The sequence below is a fragment of the Streptomyces sp. NBC_01476 genome (assembly GCF_036227265.1).
In the GTDB taxonomy this organism is placed as follows: Bacteria; Actinomycetota; Actinomycetes; order Streptomycetales; family Streptomycetaceae; genus Actinacidiphila.
The window spans coordinates 2,106,093-2,128,174 of record NZ_CP109446.1 but is presented as its reverse complement, the minus strand read 5'-3'; the positions used below and the strand labels follow the sequence as shown (position 1 = coordinate 2,128,174).

Annotated in this window: 13 protein-coding genes and 1 pseudogene; 3 read left to right on the top strand and 11 right to left on the bottom strand. The window is 69.6% G+C overall.

Annotated elements, in window-relative coordinates; genetic code table 11:
- Window positions 1–35 precede the first annotated feature (35 nt).
- From OG552_RS09260 to OG552_RS09235, 6 genes are all read right to left on the bottom strand, one after another.
- A complete protein-coding gene (locus OG552_RS09260; RefSeq protein ID WP_329131128.1) occupies window positions 36–1,796 on the bottom strand; it encodes an NAD+ synthase in 1,761 nt (586 codons plus the stop codon).
- Between the two features lie 616 nt (window positions 1,797–2,412).
- The gene (locus OG552_RS09255; protein WP_329131126.1) at window positions 2,413–4,062 is read right to left on the bottom strand and encodes a glycoside hydrolase family 13 protein; all 1,650 of its coding nucleotides are present in this window, start codon (window positions 4,060–4,062) and stop codon (window positions 2,413–2,415) included.
- 146 nt (window positions 4,063–4,208) lie between these two features.
- A complete protein-coding gene (locus OG552_RS09250) occupies window positions 4,209–5,102 on the bottom strand; it encodes a carbohydrate ABC transporter permease (protein ID WP_329131124.1) in 894 nt (297 codons plus the stop codon).
- A 15-nt stretch (window positions 5,103–5,117) separates the two neighbouring features.
- Window positions 5,118–6,077, bottom strand: coding sequence for a carbohydrate ABC transporter permease (locus OG552_RS09245; RefSeq protein WP_329131123.1), 960 nt, complete (start codon window positions 6,075–6,077; stop codon window positions 5,118–5,120).
- A gap of 125 nt (window positions 6,078–6,202) precedes the next feature.
- Window positions 6,203–7,615 (bottom strand): ABC transporter substrate-binding protein, encoded by a 1,413-nt coding sequence (locus tag OG552_RS09240; RefSeq protein ID WP_329131121.1) that lies wholly within the window; start codon window positions 7,613–7,615, stop codon window positions 6,203–6,205.
- Between the two features lie 332 nt (window positions 7,616–7,947).
- A complete protein-coding gene (locus OG552_RS09235; protein WP_329131119.1) occupies window positions 7,948–8,976 on the bottom strand; it encodes a LacI family DNA-binding transcriptional regulator in 1,029 nt (342 codons plus the stop codon).
- Between the two features lie 171 nt (window positions 8,977–9,147).
- Here OG552_RS09235 and OG552_RS09230 point away from each other — a divergent pair.
- The 3 genes and pseudogenes from OG552_RS09230 to glnA all read left to right on the top strand — a co-directional run.
- Window positions 9,148–11,418: pseudogene (locus OG552_RS09230) on the top strand (discoidin domain-containing protein); the annotation flags it as partial.
- Entirely contained in the window at window positions 11,398–11,910 is a 513-nt protein-coding gene (locus OG552_RS09225; protein WP_329140695.1) for a discoidin domain-containing protein, read from the top strand. The pseudogene OG552_RS09230 and the gene OG552_RS09225, both read left to right, overlap by 21 nt.
- Before the next feature lie 347 nt (window positions 11,911–12,257).
- A complete protein-coding gene (glnA, locus tag OG552_RS09220) occupies window positions 12,258–13,619 on the top strand; it encodes a type I glutamate--ammonia ligase (RefSeq protein ID WP_329131117.1) in 1,362 nt (453 codons plus the stop codon).
- 27 nt (window positions 13,620–13,646) lie between these two features.
- Here the strand turns inward: glnA and OG552_RS09215 are convergent, their stop codons facing one another.
- The 5 genes from OG552_RS09215 to OG552_RS09195 all read right to left on the bottom strand — a co-directional run bounded on the left by OG552_RS09215 (window position 13,647) and on the right by OG552_RS09195 (window position 22,081).
- Window positions 13,647–14,000 carry a hypothetical protein gene (locus OG552_RS09215; protein ID WP_329131115.1) on the bottom strand — a complete coding sequence of 118 codons (354 nt, stop codon included), beginning with the start codon at window positions 13,998–14,000 and terminating at the stop codon, window positions 13,647–13,649.
- Window positions 14,001–14,546: 546 nt separating this feature from the next.
- Window positions 14,547–15,671, bottom strand: coding sequence for a hypothetical protein (locus OG552_RS09210; RefSeq protein ID WP_329131113.1), 1,125 nt, complete (start codon window positions 15,669–15,671; stop codon window positions 14,547–14,549).
- Window positions 15,672–15,758: 87 nt separating this feature from the next.
- The gene (gene fxlM / locus OG552_RS09205; protein WP_329131111.1) at window positions 15,759–17,837 is read right to left on the bottom strand and encodes a methyltransferase, FxLD system; all 2,079 of its coding nucleotides are present in this window, start codon (window positions 17,835–17,837) and stop codon (window positions 15,759–15,761) included.
- Window positions 17,838–17,864: 27 nt separating this feature from the next.
- Entirely contained in the window at window positions 17,865–19,139 is a 1,275-nt protein-coding gene (locus tag OG552_RS09200; protein WP_329131109.1) for a lanthionine synthetase C family protein, read from the bottom strand.
- The gene (locus OG552_RS09195; protein ID WP_329140692.1) at window positions 19,136–22,081 is read right to left on the bottom strand and encodes a lantibiotic dehydratase; all 2,946 of its coding nucleotides are present in this window, start codon (window positions 22,079–22,081) and stop codon (window positions 19,136–19,138) included. The genes OG552_RS09200 and OG552_RS09195 overlap by 4 nt, the downstream gene beginning before the upstream one ends.
- Between the last annotated feature and the right edge of the window lies 1 nt (window position 22,082).

Below are 22,082 nucleotides of genomic sequence, written 5' to 3'. Positions count from 1 at the left end.
CCACCGTCAGGCGGCCGTTCCGGGCCTGACGGACCTTACGAATCCTCGCCCTCGCGCCACCGGTTGGTGATCGGCAGCCGGCGGTCCTTGCCGAAGCCCTTCGGCGAGATCTTGGTGCCCGGCGGGTACTGCCGCCGCTTGTACTCCGCGGTGTCGGTCAACTTCAGCACCCGGGTGACCAGTTCCGGGTCGAAGCCGGCCGCGATGATGGCCTCGCGGCCCTGGTCGCGGTCCACGTACAGCTCCAGCACCCGGTCCAGCACGTCGTAGTCCGGCAGCGAGTCGGTGTCCACCTGCCCCGGCCGCAGCTCCGCGCTCGGCGGCTTGACGATGGAGTTCTCCGGGATCGGCGGGGTCTCGCCCTTCGCCTCGGCGTCGGCGTTGCGCCAGCGGGCCAGCCGGAAGACGGTCGTCTTGTAGACGTCCTTGATCGGGCCGTACGCGCCCACCGAGTCGCCGTAGAGCGTCGAGTAGCCCACCGCCAGCTCGCTCTTGTTGCCCGGCGCGAGCACGATCTGGCCCTCCTGGTTGGAGATGCCCATCAAGGTCACCCCGCGCAGCCGCGACTGCAGGTTCTCCTCGGCCAGGCCGGTCAGCTTGAGCGACCCCATGTACGCGTCGAACATCGGGGCGATCGAGACGGTACGGAAGTTCAGCCCGGTACGGCGGGCCAGCTCGGCGGCGTCCCCCCGGGAGTGGTCCGAGGAGTACGCCGAGGGCATCGACACCCCGTACACGTTCTCCGCGCCGATCGCGTCACAGGCGATGGCGGCGACCAGCGCCGAGTCGATACCGCCGGACAGGCCGATCAGCACCGAGCGGAAACCGTTCTTCCGGACGTACGCGCGCAGGCCGGTGACCAGCGCGCCGTAGATCTCGGCGTCGTCGGCGAGCCGGTCGGCCTCACGGCCGGTGAACTGCGGGGGATAGGGCGCCACCGGCTCGGTGGAGAGGGTGACGTGCCGGATCTCCAGGCCGTCGTCCACCCGCCCGGACGGCACCTCGGCCGCCGCGGCCGGCAGCTCCAGGTCCAGCAGGACGACCTCCTCGGCGAACTGCCCGGCCCGGGCGATGACGTCGCCGGCCGCGGAGACCACGATGGTGTCGCCGTCGAAGACCAGCTCGTCCTGGCCGCCGACGCTGGCCAGGTACGCCAGCGTGCAGCCGGCCTCCCGGGCGCGCTTGCGGCACAGGTCGAGGCGGGTGTCGTCCTTGTCCCGCTCGTACGGGGAGGCGTTGATCGACAGCAGCAGCCCGGCGCCGGCCGACCTGGCGGCGGGCACCCGGCCGCCGTCCTGCCACAGGTCCTCGCAGATGGCCAGCGCCACGTCGACGCCGTGCACCCGGATCACCGGCATGGTGTCGCCGGGCACGAAGTAGCGGAACTCGTCGAAGACGCCGTAGTTCGGCAGGTGGTGCTTGGCGAAGCGCAGGGCGACCTCGCCGCGGTGCAGCACGGCGGCGCAGTTCTGCGGGGCGCCGGCCGGCTGGCCGTACTTGGGCTGGGCGTCCTCGCTGCGGCCGAGGTAGCCGACGACCACGGGCAGCTCACCCAGGCCCTCGTCGGCGAGCCGGCGGGCGAGGTCGGCGAGCGCGGCGCGGCTGGCCTCCACGAAGGAGGAGCGCAGCGCGAGGTCTTCCACGGGGTAGCCGGTGAGCATCATCTCGGGGAAGGCCACCAGGTGGGCTCCCTGCCCGGCGGCGTGCCGGGACCAGCGCAGGACCGACTCGGCGTTTTCGGCGATGCCGCCGACCGTGGAGTCGATCTGATTCAGGGCGAGTCGTAGTTGAGGCACGCGTCCAGTGTAATCGTCACCCCGACGCGATATCGGCTGCCCCTGAGCCCCTCGGGCTGCCCTTGCGCCTGGCGGCGCCCTACCGTCCCCGGCGGGGTGCCTTCCCGCCCTGCGGCGCCCTACCGTCCCCGGCGGGCTGCCTTCCCGCCCTGCGGCGCCTCACCGCCTCCGGCGGCGTGCCTTTGCGGCGAGCGGCACCATACCGTTTCCCCGGCCCTCCTTCCGCCCTGCGGCGCCTCACCGCCTCCGGCGGGGTGCCTTTGCGGCGGGCGGCACCTCGTTTTTCAGGGGCGCGGGGAACTGCGCGAACGGCCACGACGGGGCCGCACTCCGTCACCGGCCGAAAGGGGCTGTTGCTGTCGTTTCCGGACCACCGGCCGGTGGCCGGTTGCTCGCGCAGTTCCTCCCCCAGACTTCGTCCGGGGGTACCCCCAGCGCCCCTGAAAAGCAACCGCCGCCCGCAAGGGCACCCGCCTGGTAGGGCGCCGTAACCCGGGAGGGCATCCCACGTAGGCCGCGCCGCGGTAGGGCGCCGTAGCCCGGGAGGGCACCCTACGTGCGCCGCGCCGCGGTAGGGCGCCGTTACCGCGGAGGGCACCCCGGGAGCTGGTGACCCCTAGACGTGGAGCCAGACCGCCGTGTCCGCCGGCACGCGCCCGTCGTCGGAAAGAGGCCCACTCGTGAGGAGAATCTCCTCGTGCCGCGGCAGCTCCGCCGGCACCGCAGAAAGGTTCACCAGACAGACGAACCGCTCACCGCGCCGGAACGCCAGCACCTCCGGCACCGTCGGAAGCCAGCGCAGCGGCCCGTCCCCCAGCCCCGGCTCTGCCGCCCTGAGCCGTACCGCCGCCCGGTACAGCGACAGCATCGACGCCGGGTCGGCGGACTGCACCTCGGCCGTACGGGCCGCCCAGTCCGCCGGCTGCGGCAGCCACGGCTCGGCCGACCCCTCCGGGCTGAAACCGAACGGCTGGCTGGTCCCCGCCCACGGCATCGGCACCCGGCACCCGTCACGGCCGGGGTTGGTGCCGCCGGAGCGCAGGTACATCGGGTCCTGGAGCTTGTCCCGGGGGATGTCCTCCGCCTCCGGCAGCCCCAGCTCCTCGCCCTGGTAGAGGTAGACCGAGCCGGGCAGCGCCAGCGTCAGCAGCGCCGCCGCCCGCGCCCGGCGGGTGCCGAGCTCCAGATCCGTCGGGATGCCGAACGCCTTCGTGGCGAAGTCGAACCCGGTGTCGGCCCGCCCGTAACGCGTCACCGTACGCGTCACGTCGTGGTTGCAGAGCACCCACGTGGCCGGCGCGCTCACCGGCTCGTGCGCGGCCAGCGTCGTGTCGATGGAGGCCCGCAGCCGGGCCGGCTCCCACGGGCAGGACAGGAAGTCGAAGTTGAACGCCGTGTGCATCTCGTCCGGCCGCAGGTAGCGGGCGAACCGCTCGCTGTCCGGCAGCCACACCTCGCCCACCAGGATCCGCGTCTTGTCGTAGGAGTCGGCGATCCGCCGCCACCCCCGGTAGATCTCGTGCAGGTCGTCCCGGTCGATGTACGGGTGCGGGGTGGCCGGGGCGCCGGGGTCGGTGGGCAGGTCGGGCAGCAGCGGGTCCTTGGTGACCATGGCCGCCGAGTCGATCCGTACGCCGCCCGCGCCGCGGTCGAACCAGAACCGCAGGATGTCCTCGTGCTCGGCGCGGACCTCCGGGTGGTTCCAGTTGAGGTCCGGCTGCTCGGAGTCGAAGAGGTTGAGGAACCAGTCACCGGGCGTGCCGTCCGGGTTCGTGGTGCGGGTCCAGGCCGGCCCGCCGAACTGCGAGGGCCAGTTGTTGGGCGGCAGTTCGCCGTTCGCACCGCGGCCGGGGCGGAACCAGAACCGTTCCCTGGCCGGGCTGCCGGGGCCGGCCGCCAGCGCCTCGCGGAACCACGGATGCGCGGCGGAGATGTGGTTCGGCACGATGTCGATGATGGTTCTGATGCCCAGCGCCACAGCTTCTGAGATCAGCTTCTCGGCCTCGGCGAGGGTGCCGAAGACCGGCTCGACGTCCCGGTAGTCGGCGACGTCGTAGCCGCCGTCGGCCATCGGCGAGGGGTACCAGGGGTTGAACCACAGGGCGTTGACGCCCAGCTCGGCCAGGTACGGCAGCCGGGACCGTACTCCGGCGAGATCACCGGTCCCGTCGCCGTTGCTGTCGGCGAAGCTCCGCGGGTAGACCTGGTAGATGACCGCGCCGCGCCACCAGTTCTCGTCGGCCTCGGGCTGAGGGGTGTCTGCCACGTCAACGTCCTTTCGGGCAGGTGGGACCCCGCCGCCGGCCCCTCCTGCATGACGGGGTCGGTGAGGACACGGGCCATGAGGGCCGGCGGCGGAGTGCTGATGGGTGGTGCGTTCGTCAGGCGGGGGAGGCTGCCCGGCGCCGCCGGTCAGCCCTTGAGGCTGCCGGCGGTCAGGCCGGACATGATGTTGCGCTGGAAGAGCAGGAAGATCAGCAGCGTGGGGACCGCGGAGATGGCGAGCGCCGCGATCAGCACGTTCTGCGGGACGCCTTGCGACAGGGAGTTGATGCCGATGTTGATCGGCTGGTTCTTCGGGTCGGGCTCCACCAGCATCGGCCAGAGGAAGTCCTTCCAGACGTTCACCACGGCGAAGATCGACACCACGCCGAGGATCGGCCGCGACATCGGCAGCACGATCGACCACAGGGTGCGCAGCGGCCCCGCGCCGTCGATGGCGGCGGCGTGCATCAGATCCTGCGGGATCGAGTCGAAGAACCGTTTGAGCAGGAAGATGTTGAAGCCGTTGGCCACCGTCGGCAGCCAGATCGCCCACGGGGTGCCCACCAGGTTGAAGTGCAGCACCGGCAGGTCGAGCACGGTCATGTACTGCGGCACGATCAGCACGGTGGCCGGGATCATCAGCGTGGCGAGCATGCCGCCGAGGATCAGATTGCCCAGCACCGGCCGGAGTTTGGAGATGGCGTACGCCGCCGCCACGTCGAAGACCAGTTGGAGGGCGAGCGCGCCGAACGCGTAGTACAGGGTGTTGAAGAGCAGCCGGGCGAGCTTCAACTCCGTCCACGCGGTGTGGTAGGTGCCCGGTTCGGGGTGCTTCGGGAAGAGGGTCGGCGGGTCGGCGACCACTTCCTGCGCCGACTTGAAACCGCCGGTGACCATCCAGTAGAGCGGGCCGAGGAAGACCAGGGTGAAGACCACCAGGACCACACTGAGCACGGTCCAGTAGGCTATTTTCCCTTTCCGGCGGGTGAGCGAGGCCGGGGAGATCAGGGTCCGGTTCTGCGGGGTGAATGACGCTGCCATGGTCCTTTTCCCTGCCTATTCGCTGTCGCTGTTCCGGCTCAGCCGTGTGTACACAGCCGAGAGAATGGCCAGGAGCACCATCAGGAAGAGTCCCAGCGCCGCCGCGCTGCCGAGGTTGTTGTAGCGGAATCCGTACTGGTAGATCATGTACACCACGGTCATGGTGGAGTTCTCCGGACCGTTGCCGCCGGTCAGCAGGAAGACATTGGTGAATTCCTGCATGGTCGCCACGATCTGGAGCAGCAGCATCAGCGAGAGCACCATCCTGGTCTGCGGGATGGTGACGTGCCAGATCTTGCTGAGCAGGCCGGCGCCGTCCAGGTCGGCGGCCTCGTACAGCTCGCCGGGGATGTTCTGCAGCGCGGCCAGGTAGACCAGGGTCGCGCCGCCCATGTTCAGCCAGGTGGCCGCGACGACCACCGAGATCATCGCGGTGCTCGACGAGTTGAGGAATTGCGACGTCGGCAGGTGCAGGACCTTGAGAACGTGGTCGAAGAGCCCGTAGTCAGGGTTGTAGAAGTACTTGAAGAGCAGCACGCCGGCCACCGGCGGGAGCATCACCGGCAAGTACACCAGAATGCGCAGATAAGCCTGCGCGTGCTTCAGTTCATTGAGCACGATCGCTACCACGAACGGCACCGCGAAGCCGATCACCAGCGCCATGCCGGTGAACTCCGCGGTGTTCTTCCAGGCGGTCCAGAAGTACGGGTCGTGGTAGACGCGGTCCAGGTTCTTCCAGCCGACCCAGTGGGTCTCGCCGCGCTTCGTCTCCTGGAAGCTCATGATGAATTCGCGGACCATCGGATACCACGAGAACATCAGGAAGCAGAGGACCGCGCCGATGAGGAACCCATGGGCCTGCAGATTCTGCCGGATTTTGCGGCTCAAGCCGTCGCGGGCCGCTCCGCCGGCAGGACCGGAGGGACGCCCGGCGTGGCGCTTGGTCAGTTTCTCGGGGACGGTCGTCGCCGCCATGGGTACTCCTCGACTCAATTCGGATGCCTGGCAGGGCTCCAGGCCCTGAACCGCAGGACGGGCCCTCGCCCGACGCCGCCCGAGCGGGGACCGGTCGCCGACCGGCCCCCGCTCGGGCTGCGCTGTTACTGGCTGGCGGCGAGCAGCGAGTTGACCTGCGTCTCAGCGGTCGAGAGCAGCTTGTCGATGTTGGCGCTCTTGTTGGTCAGCACGCCGGACATCACGGTGTCGAGCACGGTGTAGATCTTCTGCGCGTTCGGCGGTTCGGGGAGCACCGGCACCTGCGCGTCGACGTAGGTCTTGAAGTTGTCGACCGGGATGGTGGCGCTGGCCGCCTTGTTGGCGTTGTCCTTGTCCTTCGAGGCGCCGGTGAAGAAGAACGGCTCCGGCAGACCCACGGGCAGGTTGTCCGTCTTGTTGCGGGCGTAGTTGAACTGGCCCTTGCCGACGGTCAGGAACTTGAAGTTGACCCAGGCGATACCGGCCTTGATCTGGTCCGGCGAGGACCCCTTCTTGAACATGTAGTCGTTGCCGCCGAAGAGCGCGGTCTGACCCCCGGGGATCGGGGCCATGCCGAGGTTCTTGTAGTCGGCCTTGTACTGCTGGACGACCAGCGGGATGTCGTCGGGGGCGCCGACGTACATACCGATCTTGCCGGTGCCCATCGCCTTCTGGACGTCACCCCACTGCAGACCGGGGGCGGCGGGCAGGCTCTTGTCGGTCCAGCGCATCTGCTGCAGGGTGCTGAGGATGGACTTGGTCTGGTCGTTGTTGAACGCGGCCTTGGTGCCGTCGTCGTTCACGGCCTTGCTGCCGACGCCGAACATCTCCGAGACCAGGTGCCAACCGCCCTGGTTGCCGCCGGCGTTCTCCATGAAGCCGTTGATGCCCTTGCTGCCGAGCTTGTCCTGGATGACCTTGGCGTCCTGGCGGATCTCGTCCCAGGTGGTCGGGGGCTTGTTGGGGTCGAGGCCGGCGTCCTGGAAGATCTTCCGGTTGTAGATCAGGCCCATCTGGTAGTTCGAGGTGGGCAGACCGTAGAGCTTCCCGCCGTCCTTGAGGACGCCGATGACGCCGGGGTCGATGTCGTTGAGGGCCGGGATCGTCTTGTCGTTGACGTAGTCCGTGATGTCCTCGGCCTGGCCGGCGTCGAGCACCTGCTGCAGGTCGGTCATGTAGGAGTAGAAGGTGTCGGTCTCGCTGCCCGCCTGGAGCTGGGCGGTGAACTTGGCCGGGTCCTCACAAGGGAACGCGTCCTTGCTCTGGATCGTGACGTTCGGGTAGGTCTTGTTGAACTCCGCGACGTCGTCGATCCACTGCTTGCGCTCGGCCGGCTTGGTGGTCGGCGGCTCGCAGTCGACGCTGATGGTCACCTTGGTCTTCGGGTCCAAGGGGGTGCCGGCACTCGATCCCGCGGCGCTCGTCTTGGTGCCGCCGTCGCCCTTGTTGTCGCTGCTGCTGGAACAAGCGGCGCCGGTCAAGCCGATGCCCGCGACCAGTGCGACTGCCACCAGTCTGCGGTAGCCGTTTTTAGTCATCCTCTTCTTACCCTTCCCCTGAACCACTGCGCGTCGTTGGACTGCGATCTGGGACCCCCGCGGCACATGATGCACATGATGTCCGGCGCTGGTTTGCGCCGCCGTCCGGGTTGGCTCAACGTACTTAACCCGATAGATGTCCGCAAGATGTCGCGCGAATTTCGCAAAGACACGACTCGGTCACGACGCTGCGCAGCAGTACGGAGACAGCGTGCCACCGCTCGTCACAGCCCCGGGGCGGCCTCCTCCCGGCCCGCGTAGGGGCCGGAAACGACGGCGCCGGGGCAGGGGGAGGTCCCCTGCCCCGGCGCCTGCCGGTGATGGATGTGCCGTTACGCGTTGGCGGCGCGCGGCTCCGGATGCGGGATGCGGGCGGCGTGCGGAGCCGGCCCGGTGGAACCGCGGACCACCAGTTCCGGTTCGAAGAAGAGCTCGTCGTGGTCGACCGAGGCGCCGCTGATCTCGCCGGCCAGCAGATCCACCGCGGCCCGGCCCATCGCCTCGATCGGCTGCCGGACGGTGGTCAGCGGCGGCTCGGTGCAGTTCATCAGCGAGGAGTCGTCGTAACCGATGACCGACACGTCACCGGGCACCGAGAGCCGGCGCCGGCGGGCGGCCCGGATGCAGCCGAGCGCCAGCAGGTCGGAGGCGCAGATGAAGGCGGTGATGCCGCGGGTCAGCAGCCGGCTGGCGGCGGCCTGCCCGCCCTCCAGGGTGAAGAGCGCGTGCTCGACGGTGACCGAGGGGTCGACCCGGCGGGCGGCGGCCAGTTTGCGGCGGGAGGGTACGTGGTCGGGTGGGCCGAGCACCAGCGCGATCCGCTGGTGGCCGAGCGAGATCAGGTGGTTCATCGCCTGCTCCACCGCCACCGCGTCGTCACAGGAGACCCGGGGGAAGTCCAGGTGGTCGATGGCGGCGTTCATCAGGACGGTCGGCAGGTTGCGTTCGGCCAGTCGCGCGTAGTGGTCGTGCGGTGACTCGGCCTGGGCGTACAGGCCGCCGAAGAAGACCACCCCCGACACATGCTGCTGCAGCAGCAGCTCCACGTAGTCGGCCTCGGAGACGCCGCCGGCGGTCTGTGTGCACAGCACAGGGGTGAAACCCTGCTGAGCCAGTGCACCGCCGACGACTTCTGCGAAAGCGGGGAAAATCGGATTCTGCAGCTCGGGCATGACCATGCCGACCAGCCGGGCGCGTTCTCCGCGCAGCTGGGTGGGCCGTTCGTATCCGAGCACGTCAAGGGCGGTAAGGACGGCGGCCCGTGTCGCGTCGGAGACTCCAGGCTTCCCGTTCAGCACGCGGCTGACGGTGGCCTCACTCACCCCGACCTTCTTTGCCACCTCGGCAAGTCGTCGTGTCATGGCGTCGATTCTAGTACAGGAGACGCAAGTTTCTTGCGGTCATTTTGCGAGATCTCTGCAAGCCATCCAATTTTTGCGAAATCCGATCGAGATATTGCTGTGCCATGTTCGTCATCCGTATGGTGGCCCGCATCTCAAGCGACACACGCCAGAAGGGACACCCCCCACCCCATGGACACCAGACGTCGCTCCTCGGTCTGGCTCGCTACGGCCACCGCGGCCGCGGTCGCGGCCGGCGGACTCGCCCTGGCGATCACCACACAGACAGCCCATGCCGCCCCCACGGTATCGACCGTCTCGCCGTTCGATGTGAGCGGTGGCGCCACCGTGCCGTTCACCGAGTACGAGGCCGAGGCCGCGGCCACCAACGGCTCGGTCACCGGCCCGGATTACACCCAGTCGACGGTGGCCTCCGAGGCATCGGGCCGCCGTGCGGTCACCCTGAACGGCCAGGGAAAGTACGTCGAGTTCACCCTCACCAAGGCCGCCAACGCGGTGGACGTGGCGTACAACCTGCCCCGCGGCGCCTCCGGCACCGTCTCGGTCTACGTCAACGGGACCAAGATCAGCCAGAAACTCGCCGTCACCGCCCAGTACAGCTACCTGGACACCAGCTGGATCGCCGGCTCGAAGACGCACCACTTCTTCGACGACTCCCGTATACAACTCGGCCAGAATGTGGCTGCGGGCGGCAAGGTCAGGCTCCAGCTGGATTCCGGCGACACCGGCTCCGCCACCATCGACGTGGCCGACTTCGAGCAGGTGGCGGCCGCCGCCGGGCAGCCCGCGAACTCCATCTCGGTGGTCACCGACGGCGCCGACGCCAGCGGCAGCGGCGACTCCACCCAGGCGTTCCGGCAGGCCATCTCCGACGCCAAGGCCCAGGGCAAGGAGGTCTGGATCCCGTCCGGGAACTTCAAGATCACCTCCAACCTGCCGGTCGACAACGTCACGCTGCGCGGCGCCGGCAACTGGTACTCGGTGGTGCACAGTTCGCACTTCATCGACCAGACCAGCGCCACCGGCAACACCAAGCTGTACGACTTCGCGGTCATCGGTGAGGTGAGTGTCCGCAACGACAACTCGCCGGACAGCTTCGTCACCGGCTCGCTCGGCCCCAACTCCGTGGTCCAGGGCATGTGGATCCAGCGGGAGAAGTGCGGCCTCTGGCTGACCGGCAACAACACCAACCTGCTGGTGCAGAACAACCGGATCATCGGCACCACCGCCGACGGCCTCAACCTGGACGGCAGCGCCCAGGGCGTACAGGTGAAGAACAACTTCCTGCGCAACCAGGGTGACGACTCGCTCGCCATGTGGTCGCTGGGCTCGCCCGACACGGGCAACACCTTCGCCAACAACACCATCGTGCAGCCGAACCTGGCCAACGGCATCGCCATCTACGGCGGCAGCGACAACACCGTCTCCAACAACGTCATCGCCGACACCAACGCGCTCGGCGGCGGCATCGCGATCTCCAACCAGGCGTTCCTGCAGCCGTTCAACCCGCTCTCCGGTACCGTCACGGTCTCCGGCAACACCCTGATCCGTACCGGTGCGCTCAACCCCAACTGGGGCCACCCGATGGGTGCGTTGCGCGTCGACAGCTATGACTACGCGATCAACAACAGCATCCAGATCAGCAACACCGCGTTCATCGACAGCCCGTACAGCGACTTCGAGTTCGTCTCGGGCGGCGGCCACGGCTACACCATCAACGGCGTCACGGTGAACGGCGCGACCGCCTCCGGCACCGGCACCGTCGTGGTGCAGGCCGAGACCCCCGGTTCGGCGAGCTTCAGCAATGTGACCGCCACCGGCACCGGAGCGACCGGCGTCTACAACTGCTCCTACCCGGCGAACCTGCCCGCCTTCACCATCAACAAGGGCGCGGGCAACAGCGGTTGGGACGGCAACTGGGCCGACTGCAGCACCTGGCCGCAGCCGGGCTCCGGCTCCACCTCGGGCGGTACCGTCAGCGGCGGCAGCACTGTCAGCGGTGCCACCGGGGGCACGACCACGCCGCCGGCGGGTGGGAATCTGGCGCAGGGCCGTCCGGCGTCGGCGTCGTCCTCGGTGCAGAGCTACACCCCGGCCAACGCGGTGGACGGCAACGCCGCCACCTACTGGGAATCAGCCAGCGGGGCGTTCCCGCAGACCCTCACCGTCGACCTCGGCACCGCCACCCCGGTCGGGAAGGTCACCCTCAAACTCCCGCCCTCCAGTGACTGGGCCACCCGCACCGAAACCCTCAGTGTCCTCGGCTCCACCGACAACGCCACCTGGACCACCCTCAAGCCCTCCGGCGGCGTCACCTTCAACCCCGCCACCGGCAACACCGCCACCGTGACCTTCACCACCGCCAACACCCGCTACGTCCGCCTCAACATCACCGCCAACACCGGCTGGACCGCCGGCCAGATCTCCGAATTCCAGATCTACGCACCCGACGGCACCACCACCCCGCCGCCCACCACACCCCCGCCCACGACCACCCCGCCGACCACCCCGCCGGCCGGCAACCCCAACCTCGCCCAGGGCCACCCCGCCACCGACACCGGCCACTCCGACATCTACACCGCGGGCAACGCCGTCGACGGCAACACCGCCACCTACTGGGAAAGCACCAACAACGCCTTCCCCCAGTCCCTCACCGTCGACCTCGGCGCCACCCACACCATCGGCCGCCTGGACCTCAAGCTGCCGGCGGGCTGGGGCACCCGCACCGAAACCCTCAGCGTCCTCGGCTCCACCGACAACACCAGCTACACCACGCTGAAGGCGTCAGCCGGCTACACCTTCAACCCCAGCAGCGGCAATGACGTGGCGATCTCCTTCACGCCGTCGTCGCAGCGCTACGTCCGGCTCACCATCACCGGGAACACCGGCTGGCCGGCCGGACAGCTCTCCGAGGTGGGCGTCTACGCCTCGTAGGCCGGGCGTGGGGGCCGCTGCGGTCCCCGCCCCGTAACGCCGATGGCGCAGCGGACGGCGGTTCCCTCCGGGGAGCCGCCGTCCGCCGTCCGGCGTCCGGCACGGTGCGGCGGGAAGGGCGGGCCGGTGGCGCGGCGGCCGGCGAGCGGCCGGGAGAGTGCCGGGGACGGCCGCGGGAAGGTCCGCCGGAAGATCGCTCCCATCGACAGCTTCGGCTGAGTCGCACCGGCGTGCACTATGGGGGGTGAGTGGTACCTGCAACGCACCCGAAACGGTGTGGTGCAATGCTCCTGATCCCCGTTGCCGCCCGCGCCGGGGGATGGCCTGACCGGCAAGGATGGATGGTTATGGATAAGCAGCAGGAGTTCGTCCTCCGCACCCTGGAGGAGCGGGACATCCGCTTCGTTCGGCTGTGGTTCACCGACGTACTCGGCTACCTGAAGTCGGTCGCGGTGGCCCCCGCCGAGCTTGAGCAGGCGTTCGACGAGGGCATCGGCTTCGACGGCTCCGCCATCGAGGGCTTCGCCCGGGTCTACGAGTCGGACATGATCGCCAAGCCGGACCCCGCGACCTTCCAGGTGCTGCCCTGGCGTGCCGAGGCCCCCGGCACCGCCCGGATGTTCTGCGACATCCTGATGCCCGACGGCTCCCCGTCGTACGCCGACCCGCGCTACGTCCTCAAGCGCGCGCTGGCCAAGACCTCCGACCTCGGCTTCACCTTCTACACGCACCCCGAGATCGAGTTCTACCTCCTGAAGGACAAGCCGCTGGACGGCGCCCGGCCGACGCCGGCGGACAACTCCGGCTACTTCGACCACACCCCGCAGAACGTCGGCATGGACTTCCGCCGGACCGCCATCACCATGCTGGAGTCCATGGGCATCTCGGTGGAGTTCTCGCACCACGAGGGCGCCCCCGGCCAGCAGGAGATCGATCTGCGGTACGCTGACGCGCTCTCCACCGCCGACAACATCATGACCTTCCGGCTGGTGATGAAGCAGGTCGCGCTGGAGCAGGGCGTGCACGCGACGTTCATGCCCAAGCCGTTCTCCGAGCACCCCGGCTCCGGGATGCACTCCCACCTCTCGCTCTTCGAGGGGGACCGGAACGCGTTCTACGAGTCCGGCTCGGAGTTCCAGCTCTCCAAGGTGGGGCGCTCCTTCATCGCGGGTCTGCTGCGGCACGCGGGTGAGATCTCCGCGGTCACCAACCAGTGGGTGAACTCCTACAAGCGGATCTGGGGCGGCTCCCAGCGCACCGCGGGCGCCGGCGGCGAGGCCCCCTCGTACATCTGCTGGGGCCACAACAACCGCTCGGCCCTCATCCGGGTCCCGATGTACAAGCCCGGCAAGACCGGCTCCACCCGCGTCGAGGTCCGCTCCCTGGACTCCGGCTGCAACCCCTACCTCGCCTACGCCGTCCTGCTCGCCGCCGGCATGAAGGGCATCCAGGACGGCTACGAGCTCCCCCCGGGCGCCGACGACGACGTCTGGGCCCTCACCGACGCGGAACGCCGCGCCCTGGGCATCCAGCCCCTCCCGCAGAACCTCGGCGAGGCGATCGACCTCATGCAGCGCAGCGAACTCGTCGCCGAGACCCTGGGCGAGCACGTCTTCGACTTCTTCCTCCGCAACAAGAAGCAGGAGTGGGAGGAGTACCGCAGCGAGGTCACCGCCTTCGAACTCCGCAAGAACCTCCCGAACCTGTAGGCGCCGGGCCGGGGGCCCGGCCCGGGGTCAGACCGGGGGCCGGGGGCGCAGGAAGAGCGCGGCGGGGAGGACGAGGGCCGCGTCGAGCAGGACGGCGGTGCTGATGCCGTCGAGAATCACGTTCCGGTCGGCCGAGGTGCCGGCGTGCGCCGTGACGACGGCGCCCACGACCGGCGTACCCATGGTGATACCGACCTGCTGGCTCATGGTGGCCACACCATTGGCCATGCCCTGCTCGGCGTCGGACAGGCCGGAGGTGGTGGTCACTATGAAGCCGACGCCGACGAAGGTCGCGGTCAGCAGCAGACGCAGCCAGCCCCGGTTGTCGCCGAGGACGGCCAGTGCCGCAGTGGCCACCGCCTGCACCAGTCCGTCGGCCACCAGGGTGGGAGTGGTCGATCCTCGCGATCACCCGGGACGCGGTGACACTGCCGGTGACGGTGTCGAGGCCCAGGACGCCGAGGTTCTTGTTGCTGCAACCACAGTCCATGATTGATGCGGGTGCCTTGCGTGGCGGGTACACCGACCTGTCGTATGCCTGTGGCTGTGGCCTGCCGCTCAAGTCGTGATTGAGCCCCCTCGGGGCTCGGCCAGGGCGGGCCAGCCGACATGCTTCGTCAGCGCATCCGACAACTTTGTGTCCATCTGGCGCATGTCGTCCTGCAGAGCCCGTACGTCGCCGTCTCCGCCGGTGATCTGCTCCAGCAGGCTGTGCAGGTTCCACATACGGCGGTGCGGCATCGCCACCTCGCTGGCCGGTGGGCGCCGGTTCGTCCTTCAACCTCGATCTGCCGCCCGAGCGTCAGATCGGGGTCTTGGTCGTGGGTGATGTCCTCGGTCACGGTGCCGGCGTCAGCACCGGCGGACTTGGCCTGAGCGATGAACCGCTCGACCTCGCCGAGGGTGGTGCTCTTATCCCACGTCAGCTCACCCTGATGGCCATATCGTCCTCCTGGCAGGTGAGACTGCTCGTGTGAGCACTTCTCCGGCGGTGTCCAGCGCAGCCGAAAGGCTGGCGTGGAGGCTGCCCGGGAGGGCAGCGGCTCCGAGAGCGCTGGCTTCGATCAGTTCACGGCAGTCCTGGGTCTGCCGTGCCGTAGCGAGCGAGGCGGCCTGGGGATGCGTGACGAACTCGCGGGCTGCGTAGCCGTCACGGGCATCCGCGGTTCGGCGGGCTATGTCTTCGACGAGTCTGCGCGCTGCGGGATGCTCGATGGACGCGACCGCGTCGAGGGCGGTGAGGCCGAGGCGGATGTCGAAGACCGTGAGCGCTGGCTTGGCTTCGTGGGTCAGGTACATGCTCGCCAGGTCGGACAGGTGGTTGTCGATGTCTTGCCCCGCGTCGCGGTGGCACAGGGTGGTCAGGCAGGCGGTGACGGCCTGTTCCCACGGTTCTCCTGGCGCTGTGGTGTTGAGTAGTTCCGCAGATCGGTCGGTGTTGCCTTCGGTGAGGGCTGCGACGACGGCGACTTGGCGGCCGTCGAGCATGCGGGTGCCCACGCCTCGGTGTCGCTCGATGTGGGTGAGGGCTTCCTGCCAGCGGCCGGTGGTGGTGAGAGTGCGGGTGCCGTCGGCGAGGAGGACGCGCCATAGCCAGGCGTGGACTTCGTGGCGGTCTTCGTCGGTGCGGGTGAGGTCGGCTGGGACGGTGATGCCCTCGAAGGTGGCGGGGGTGCCGGCCCCGACGGCTTCGTAGAGGTCGAGGAGGCGTTGGCGGGCGTCGTCGGGGTGGCCGGCGCGGATTTGTAAGCGGGCGAGGTTGATCAGGGGTTCGAGGCCGCGGATGGCGCTCATGGCGGGCAGCGGGCCTGCGGTCAGATACGCCTGGGCGTGACGGTGGCACATGGACCGGGCGAGGTCGGGGAGGCCGATGTCGGAAGCGAGGAGGGCAGCCTGGTTGAAGATGGTGGAGGCCAAGCCCTGGTCGAGTTGTTCCGCGGCCCGGTCAGCCAGGTCGACCAGGGCCCGCACGCGGTCGGGCAGCGGCAGGCAGGCGGGACGGAATCGGGCGACGAGCGGGAAGCGCCGGGCTATTGGGCCGTGCGGGTCCATGTGCTCTCCGGGGGTGACGATGCGGGTCGGGACCGGTGGAGCCCGTCGGCTGCGCCTGCGGGCTCCACCTCCATCCGGTCGTTGGTTCTACTGCCAGTCGGCGACGATGCGGTTCAGCGGGGTGTCGATGGCGAAGAGGCCGGGCCGCTGCTCGATGGCGGGGGCGTCGAGATGCTGGATCTCGAAGGACGCCTCACGGCCCCGGTAGTCGCGGTCCCAGGTGTGGATCATGTCGGCCACCTGCGCGGCCAGTTCGTCGCTGCCGGGGCCGTGGCCGATGACGCCGAACTCCCAGAGCTTTTCGCCCTCAGGGGTCTTCTTCTCCGACACGCGGCGGGCGAGATAGGTGACGGCGCCGCCGTGAACGGCTGCAGTGGAGGACGGATAGGGGTCCTCGGTGAGCAGCGTGCCCTTGGCTTCCTTCGGGAACAGCATCCGGATCAGGCCGCTGGGCAGGGAGCAGGCGACGAACAGCTCCATCCACTCCGGATTTTCCATGGCCCGGACCGTCATGCCGGTCCATTCCTCGGTGCGCGGCAGGTCCAGGACTCCGGCCAGGGCGTCGGCGTCGATCGGCTGGCCGGCGGGAGCCTGGAGCCGTACGGTGCCGTCGGTGCTGAGGGGGATGACGCGGCGGTCGTCGTCGGCGATGCCGCGTCGGAGCGGCATGAAGGTGTTCATCTTGCTGCTGACGCTGGTCCAGCGGCCGTCGTGCTGCTCGTAGGCGATGGAGCGGGACACGCTGCCCTTGAGTCGTTGGGGGACGACGAGGCGTCCGCCGGGTGCGAGTTGGTCGAGCCAGGCGTGGGGGACGCCGTGTGCGCCGACGGTGGCGATGATCCTGTCGTAGGGGGCGCCTTCGGTATGGCCGAGTGCGCCGTCGCCGGTCAGTACGTCGACGTTGGTGAAGCCGGCGGTGGCGAGGTGCGCGCGGGCGCCTTCCACGAGGTCCCCGTCGACGTCGACGGTGGTGACGAAACCGGCGTCGCCAACGAGACGAGCAAGCAGTGCGGCGTTGTATCCGGTTCCGGCGCCGAGTTCGAGAATCCGGTCGCCGGGCTGGGCCTCCAACTGATCCAGCATGGCGGCGACGACGCTGGGCTGGGAGGCGCAGGAGATCACGGTGCCGTCGGTGTCCTGCTTGATGCCGACCGTCGCGTTGGCGTAGGCGACTTCGAGCGGTGTATCGGGTACAAACAGGTGGCGGGGGACGGCGCGCAGCGCTGCTTCGACGGCGGGCGTGCGGGCGTATCCGTACTCGCGGATCTGGTCGACCAGGGCGTTGCGGAGCCGAGCGGCCTCGACCCCGTTGTGAGCGATCGTGTCGGTGGTCACCGCCCCGACGCTAATGGTGTCCGGCACGGCCCCGATGGACGACGCGGTGTTGTCACTCGATCCCATGACTGCCTCTCGTGCGGTGGTGAACAGGGCGCTTTGGTCCTCTGGGAGGAGACCGGCGCGGTTGGCGTGGAAGATCACGTGGTGGGCGATGACGGCGCGCAGACCGCGCGAGAGCCCGCTCCCCTTGGCGAAGTAGGCAAGCGTCGTCCCGGCCCGTTCGAAGGCAGCCACCCACTCGGCGTGCCCGTCGAGCGGGCCGTCCGGACGGCACAGGCTGCGGGCATCAACGGTCATCAGCGTGCGCATCGCCGGTGTCAGGGCGGCGGCCCGCGCCACCGGGAAGTCCGTGGCCGGCCGCAGCGCGGCGGCCTTCGCCCAGACGTCGCCCTGCTCGAACCAGTCCAGGTTGGCGGCACGCATCATGCCGCTGAGCAGGAGGACGGCGGTCTCTCGGCGGCCCACGTGTCCGGGGCCGGGCTCGTAAGTGAGCAGGTGCCGGCTGTCCTTGTGGAACAGGTCGTGGGCGGCGTCCATAGCAAGGGCACCACCGAAGGCGGTGGATTCCGGCTCGTAGATGCCGGGCAGCCAAGACTTCACCGTGCCGTTGTCGACGAGTTCGCTCAGGACCGCGCGGACCAGCGATGAGGGTTGCGCGGCGCGGTAACGCAGCGGCCAGGGCTGCTTGTTCATGAACCACCAGCCGTCGAGCTGCCCGGCTTCTTCCGCCGCGAGGAGGGCGGGGCCGAGGCGTTCGGTGATGGCGCGCTTGCCGCTCTCGCGGTCGGTGAAGACGACGTTGTGCTGCTGCCAGCGGTCCGAGTTCATGAGCAGGGGTTCTTTCGATCGGCGGGGTCAGGCGATGAGCAGGCAGGAGTCCCAGGCGGATATGGGCGATGTCTCGGTGGCGGGCGCGAGGAGTGCCAGAGCGATACCTGCGGCGCCATCGAGGAACCCCGGTCCGGCTACCTCGTCCTGCACCAGGGCCGCGGCGACGGTGGCGGAGTCGGTGCCCGGCTGGCACACCGCGCGCAGGAGCGGTGGAATTGCGACGCGAAGCTGCCCAGTCGTCGAAGGGTGTGCGTGAGCGGCAGCGCGGGCCGCGACGTGGGCGAGCCCGGCGTAACCGTGGCACAGGCCGTTGTCCGTGGTGGCCTTGAGCTGCGCGAAGTCGGTGAGGGCGGCCACGAGCGCCGCCTCGGCCTTGACTTGACGGCGAGTGTCGCCGAGGGCGAGGGCGCCGAGTTGCTGGGCACGGGCGAGGCCGGCTGTGCCGTAGCACCATGAGGGACGGCGCGGCGCAGAGGGGGCGAGATGCCCTTCGCGGAGTTCGGCGCGGGTGACCCAATAGGGCCAGACAACGCCGGGGCCGGTCTCTTCCTGCCACCGGTCGAGCCACGCCAGGATTGTTCGGAGGGCGGCGTGGTGGCCGTCGACGGTGTTGCCGTGCCGGGCGGCGAGGGCCAGCAGTGCGAGCACTCCGCCGATGCCGTGCGCCATACCGTTGTTGGCGTGCCCGCCGGGGAACCGCTTGTCCGGGCGGCCGGAAGGCCCGGAGGCTGTCCACCAACCAGGCAGAGTCTCGCCGTCGTGGGCGACCGGCGCGGTGAGGCGGACGCAGTAGTCGAGGAGCCTGTTCAGGGTGGAGCTGAGCGGGTCGCGGTGCAGCAGGTAGGCGCCGTAGCCGGCGAGTCCTCGGATCGCGTCGAACTCGGCCAGCTCAGGCATGCCGCCGGCGTCGACGCGGCGATGCACGGCGTCGAGGCGCCGGCGTACGTCTCGGTCGATCTGCGCGTCGAGGTGGAGAAGGGCTCGCTGGTAGGGGACCGGTTGGTGCTCGGCTGCGCAGGCCACGGCGTGGGCAAGGGCCGGGGCGCCGTAGAAGGGATGGCTGTCGGGTCCGCTGGTGAACGGCTGCCGGGTGGTGGCGGCGAGCCAGGCGTGGGCGCGCTGCCATGGTCCCAGATCGGCTCCGGCGCGTTCGATGTGCAGCAGCGCGATCCCCAGGGGCCCGTACGCGAGCTGCTGCCGGTCGGTGGTTGTGGTGCGCGGACTCACCGGGGCGGTGTCGGGGTCGGCCAGGAGGTCGGCGATGGCGTCCGCCACCTTCAGCGTGTGGGGATCGGTCACCGTGCCCTCCGGGAGAGCCAGGCCAGGGCTGCGGCGCGGGTGAGGTAGAGGCAGACCTCTTCCTCGGGGAAGTCGACCGCGACGTGCCGTACGAAGTGGACGTGCAGGAGTGAGGAGAGGACGTCGTCCAGGCCGATGCCCTGGGTGTCAGGGCCGGGGAGATGGGGTCGGTAGGCGGCAAGCGCCGCGTCCCGGTCGGCCCACGCTTTCACGATGGCCTGCCCACCGGTTACGTCGCGCAGCGCCGCCCAGTCGTTGGACGGGTCGGCCAGTCGTACGGTCTCGGCGAACTGTGGGCGCGGAACCGGTGCGGGCGCGGTGGAGGGAATATGGTCGGTCAGCCAGCGCATCGCGGCCTCGGTGCTGCCGAGGAACGCGGTGGCGATGCCGATGCTGTGTGCGGCCACCAGCGCGCGCTGCGGCGGTCGTTGGCGCTGGGCGAGTTGGGTGACGACGGCCCGCGAGTCGGCACGGAACACCTCCTCGGCGGCGTCCCAGGCCGAACCCGATCCCCAGCGGCCCATCTCGCGGTAGGAGGTGGGGAAGCGCAGGTCCGACAGCAGTCCGGCGGCGCGCAGTTCGTCGGCCCAGGCGCCGACGGTACGGGCGGTCTCGGCGAAGGCGTCGGGATCGGGCAGCGCGATACGCAGCCGCAGGTGGTGGGCGGGGTCGCGGAAGCGGATGAACCACCAGGGCGGCCCACCGAGCCGGTCCAGCAGGTCGGGGATGTGCTTAGCGAGGAGAACGTCCTGGCGGCGTAGGTCGCCGTAGAGCGTGGCGAGCAGAAGCGAGGAGAGACCGGGCGTCTGGATCTGTTCCGGAGAGAAGGTACGGGCCGGGGTGGGGGTCGGCAGCGCGGGCCAGGTCGGGAGCCGGGCCGCTTTGAGCGGCACGACGACCTCGTGCGCACGGCCGTCGCACCAGCCGTACGCGTCGGCGTCCGGCGCTTCCACGAGCACCGCCAAGGGGGTGCGGTTCAGGTGTTGGCGCAGCAGGGTTCGGTGCGCGGCATGGTCGAGGTCGAGGAGGAGGCGTTGATCGCCTTCGGCCAGGTGGACCCGGTGCGGCATCCGCCGCCGGGTCCTCCAGTCCTCAAGGGCGGTATTCCACAGGGATTGTGGGCGGTCGCGGCCGGGCAGTTCGGCGGCCTCCAGCCGCCACCGGGCCGGGGCGAGCACCGTACGGCCGTAGCGCAGCCGCGGCAGGAACGGCATCGCGTTCGCGGCACCCCAGTCGAACAAGGCGACCTGCGCGCACTGGGCGCGGGACAGCTCGGTGAGGAACCGGACCAGCGGCGGTGTGTGCTCCTTGAGGTTCAGCGCGTGCATGCCTACGGCCTCGATCCGCTGCCCGCACGAGGGCGCGGCCAGGTACATGCGCCGGCCGTCGCACGCCACTGCCAGATCGGCCGGATCGAGCACGTCGCCGCTCGTGGCGCGGTGCTCCTGGACGCTGATCACGGTGGGCAGCACCTGCGGAGCGCGTGTGACGTGTGCGCTGGCGGGGTGCAGCGGCGGGAAGGACAACTGGGCAACGATGGTGCCGGCGTCGGCGGTCGGGAGGGCGGCCAACTCTGCTGCCAGCCGTTCGCGGTCCTCGGGGGCCAGCACACTGAGGAACCGGCCGATGGTGACGCCGACGCCGCGGGACACGCTCGCCACTTCCAACCGGAACCGACCGCGTCGCAGCTCCCCGGCGCTGGCAGCGTGCACCCGAACGCTGACTTCCAGGTGCGGCGGCACCCTGGGACGTTCGGGCCCCAGGTCCATCGCGGCGATCAGCTCATTGGTGAGGACCACTTCGTCGCGGCCGTCGAGGACGGCTGCCTGCGCCAGCCGCACCAGGGCGTCGTCCCGCACCGAAACGCGGGAGCGTCGGCCGTCGGCGGGGGCGCCCGGATACCCGTCGGGGAAGCCGGTGCCGCTATCGGCGACGACCTCGGTGAGCGGCACCATCGTGCCGATGCCGTACCGCTCGTAGAACCTTCGTTGGTACGCCTTCCACGCTGCGGTCCCGTACGGCAGGGCGCTAATCCGGGTCAGGACTTCGGCGGCGCGCTCGACCTCGCGGGCGACCTGGTGCGACAGCGTGATCTCGGCGTCCAGGCGTAGGTCGAGCGCGAGGGGATGGCGGCGCAGCCCCGGGACCACAGCCCGCATCCGCGAGGCGGCGCGGGCCCGGCCGGCGGGGGAGTCGCAGCCTCGCAGGTCGGCTTGTACGGCGCGTAGTTCGCGGACGGTATCGGCGACCGGAGCGACCGTGTCGGCGTTGACTGCGTCGAGCCGGCCCAGCAGGTAGTCCAGGGCATCGGTCTCGGTGCTCGGTGCGTGCAGGCTGGTGATCAACACCTGGTTGTGGATCAGCCCCCGCACGAGCCGCTGCGCCCTTCCCGGACCTGCCCCGGGGAAGCCCGCGGCCAGCTTGTCGGCGAGGACGCCCCCGCAGATGGGTTCGCGGGCTGCGTCGAGGATCGCCCGCACCGGTTCGGTGACCACGATGGATGTCTCGACCGCGCGCCGCTGGTCGCGGTGTGTGTCGGAGTTGTACGGCACGACCAGCTGTCCGCCGCGTACCTGTGCGGTGTTGTTGAGGACCACCGGAAGGCGCTCCAACAGCTCGGGGCAGGACTCCAGCCGTTCGATGACGGCCGTCAGCCATTCCGCGCTCGCCCGAGCGATGACCCTATGGTCCGAACCCCACGTCGTCCCGGCCCCTGGTCCGATGGTGGCCGACGCAACGCCGGCGAACAGACCGAAGGGAGTTGCCCGCTGCTCGGCACGCAACACGTAGCGGGTCACCGAGGCGGCGGCGCGCCGCACATCACGATCTGCTGGAGCACCTGAGGAACATAAGGCCCGCACCTGGGAGGCGAGGACCGGGCTGGCGTGCTCCAGCGCCTCGGCAACGTCCCCCTCGGACCAGACCTCTCGCAACCACGCCAGC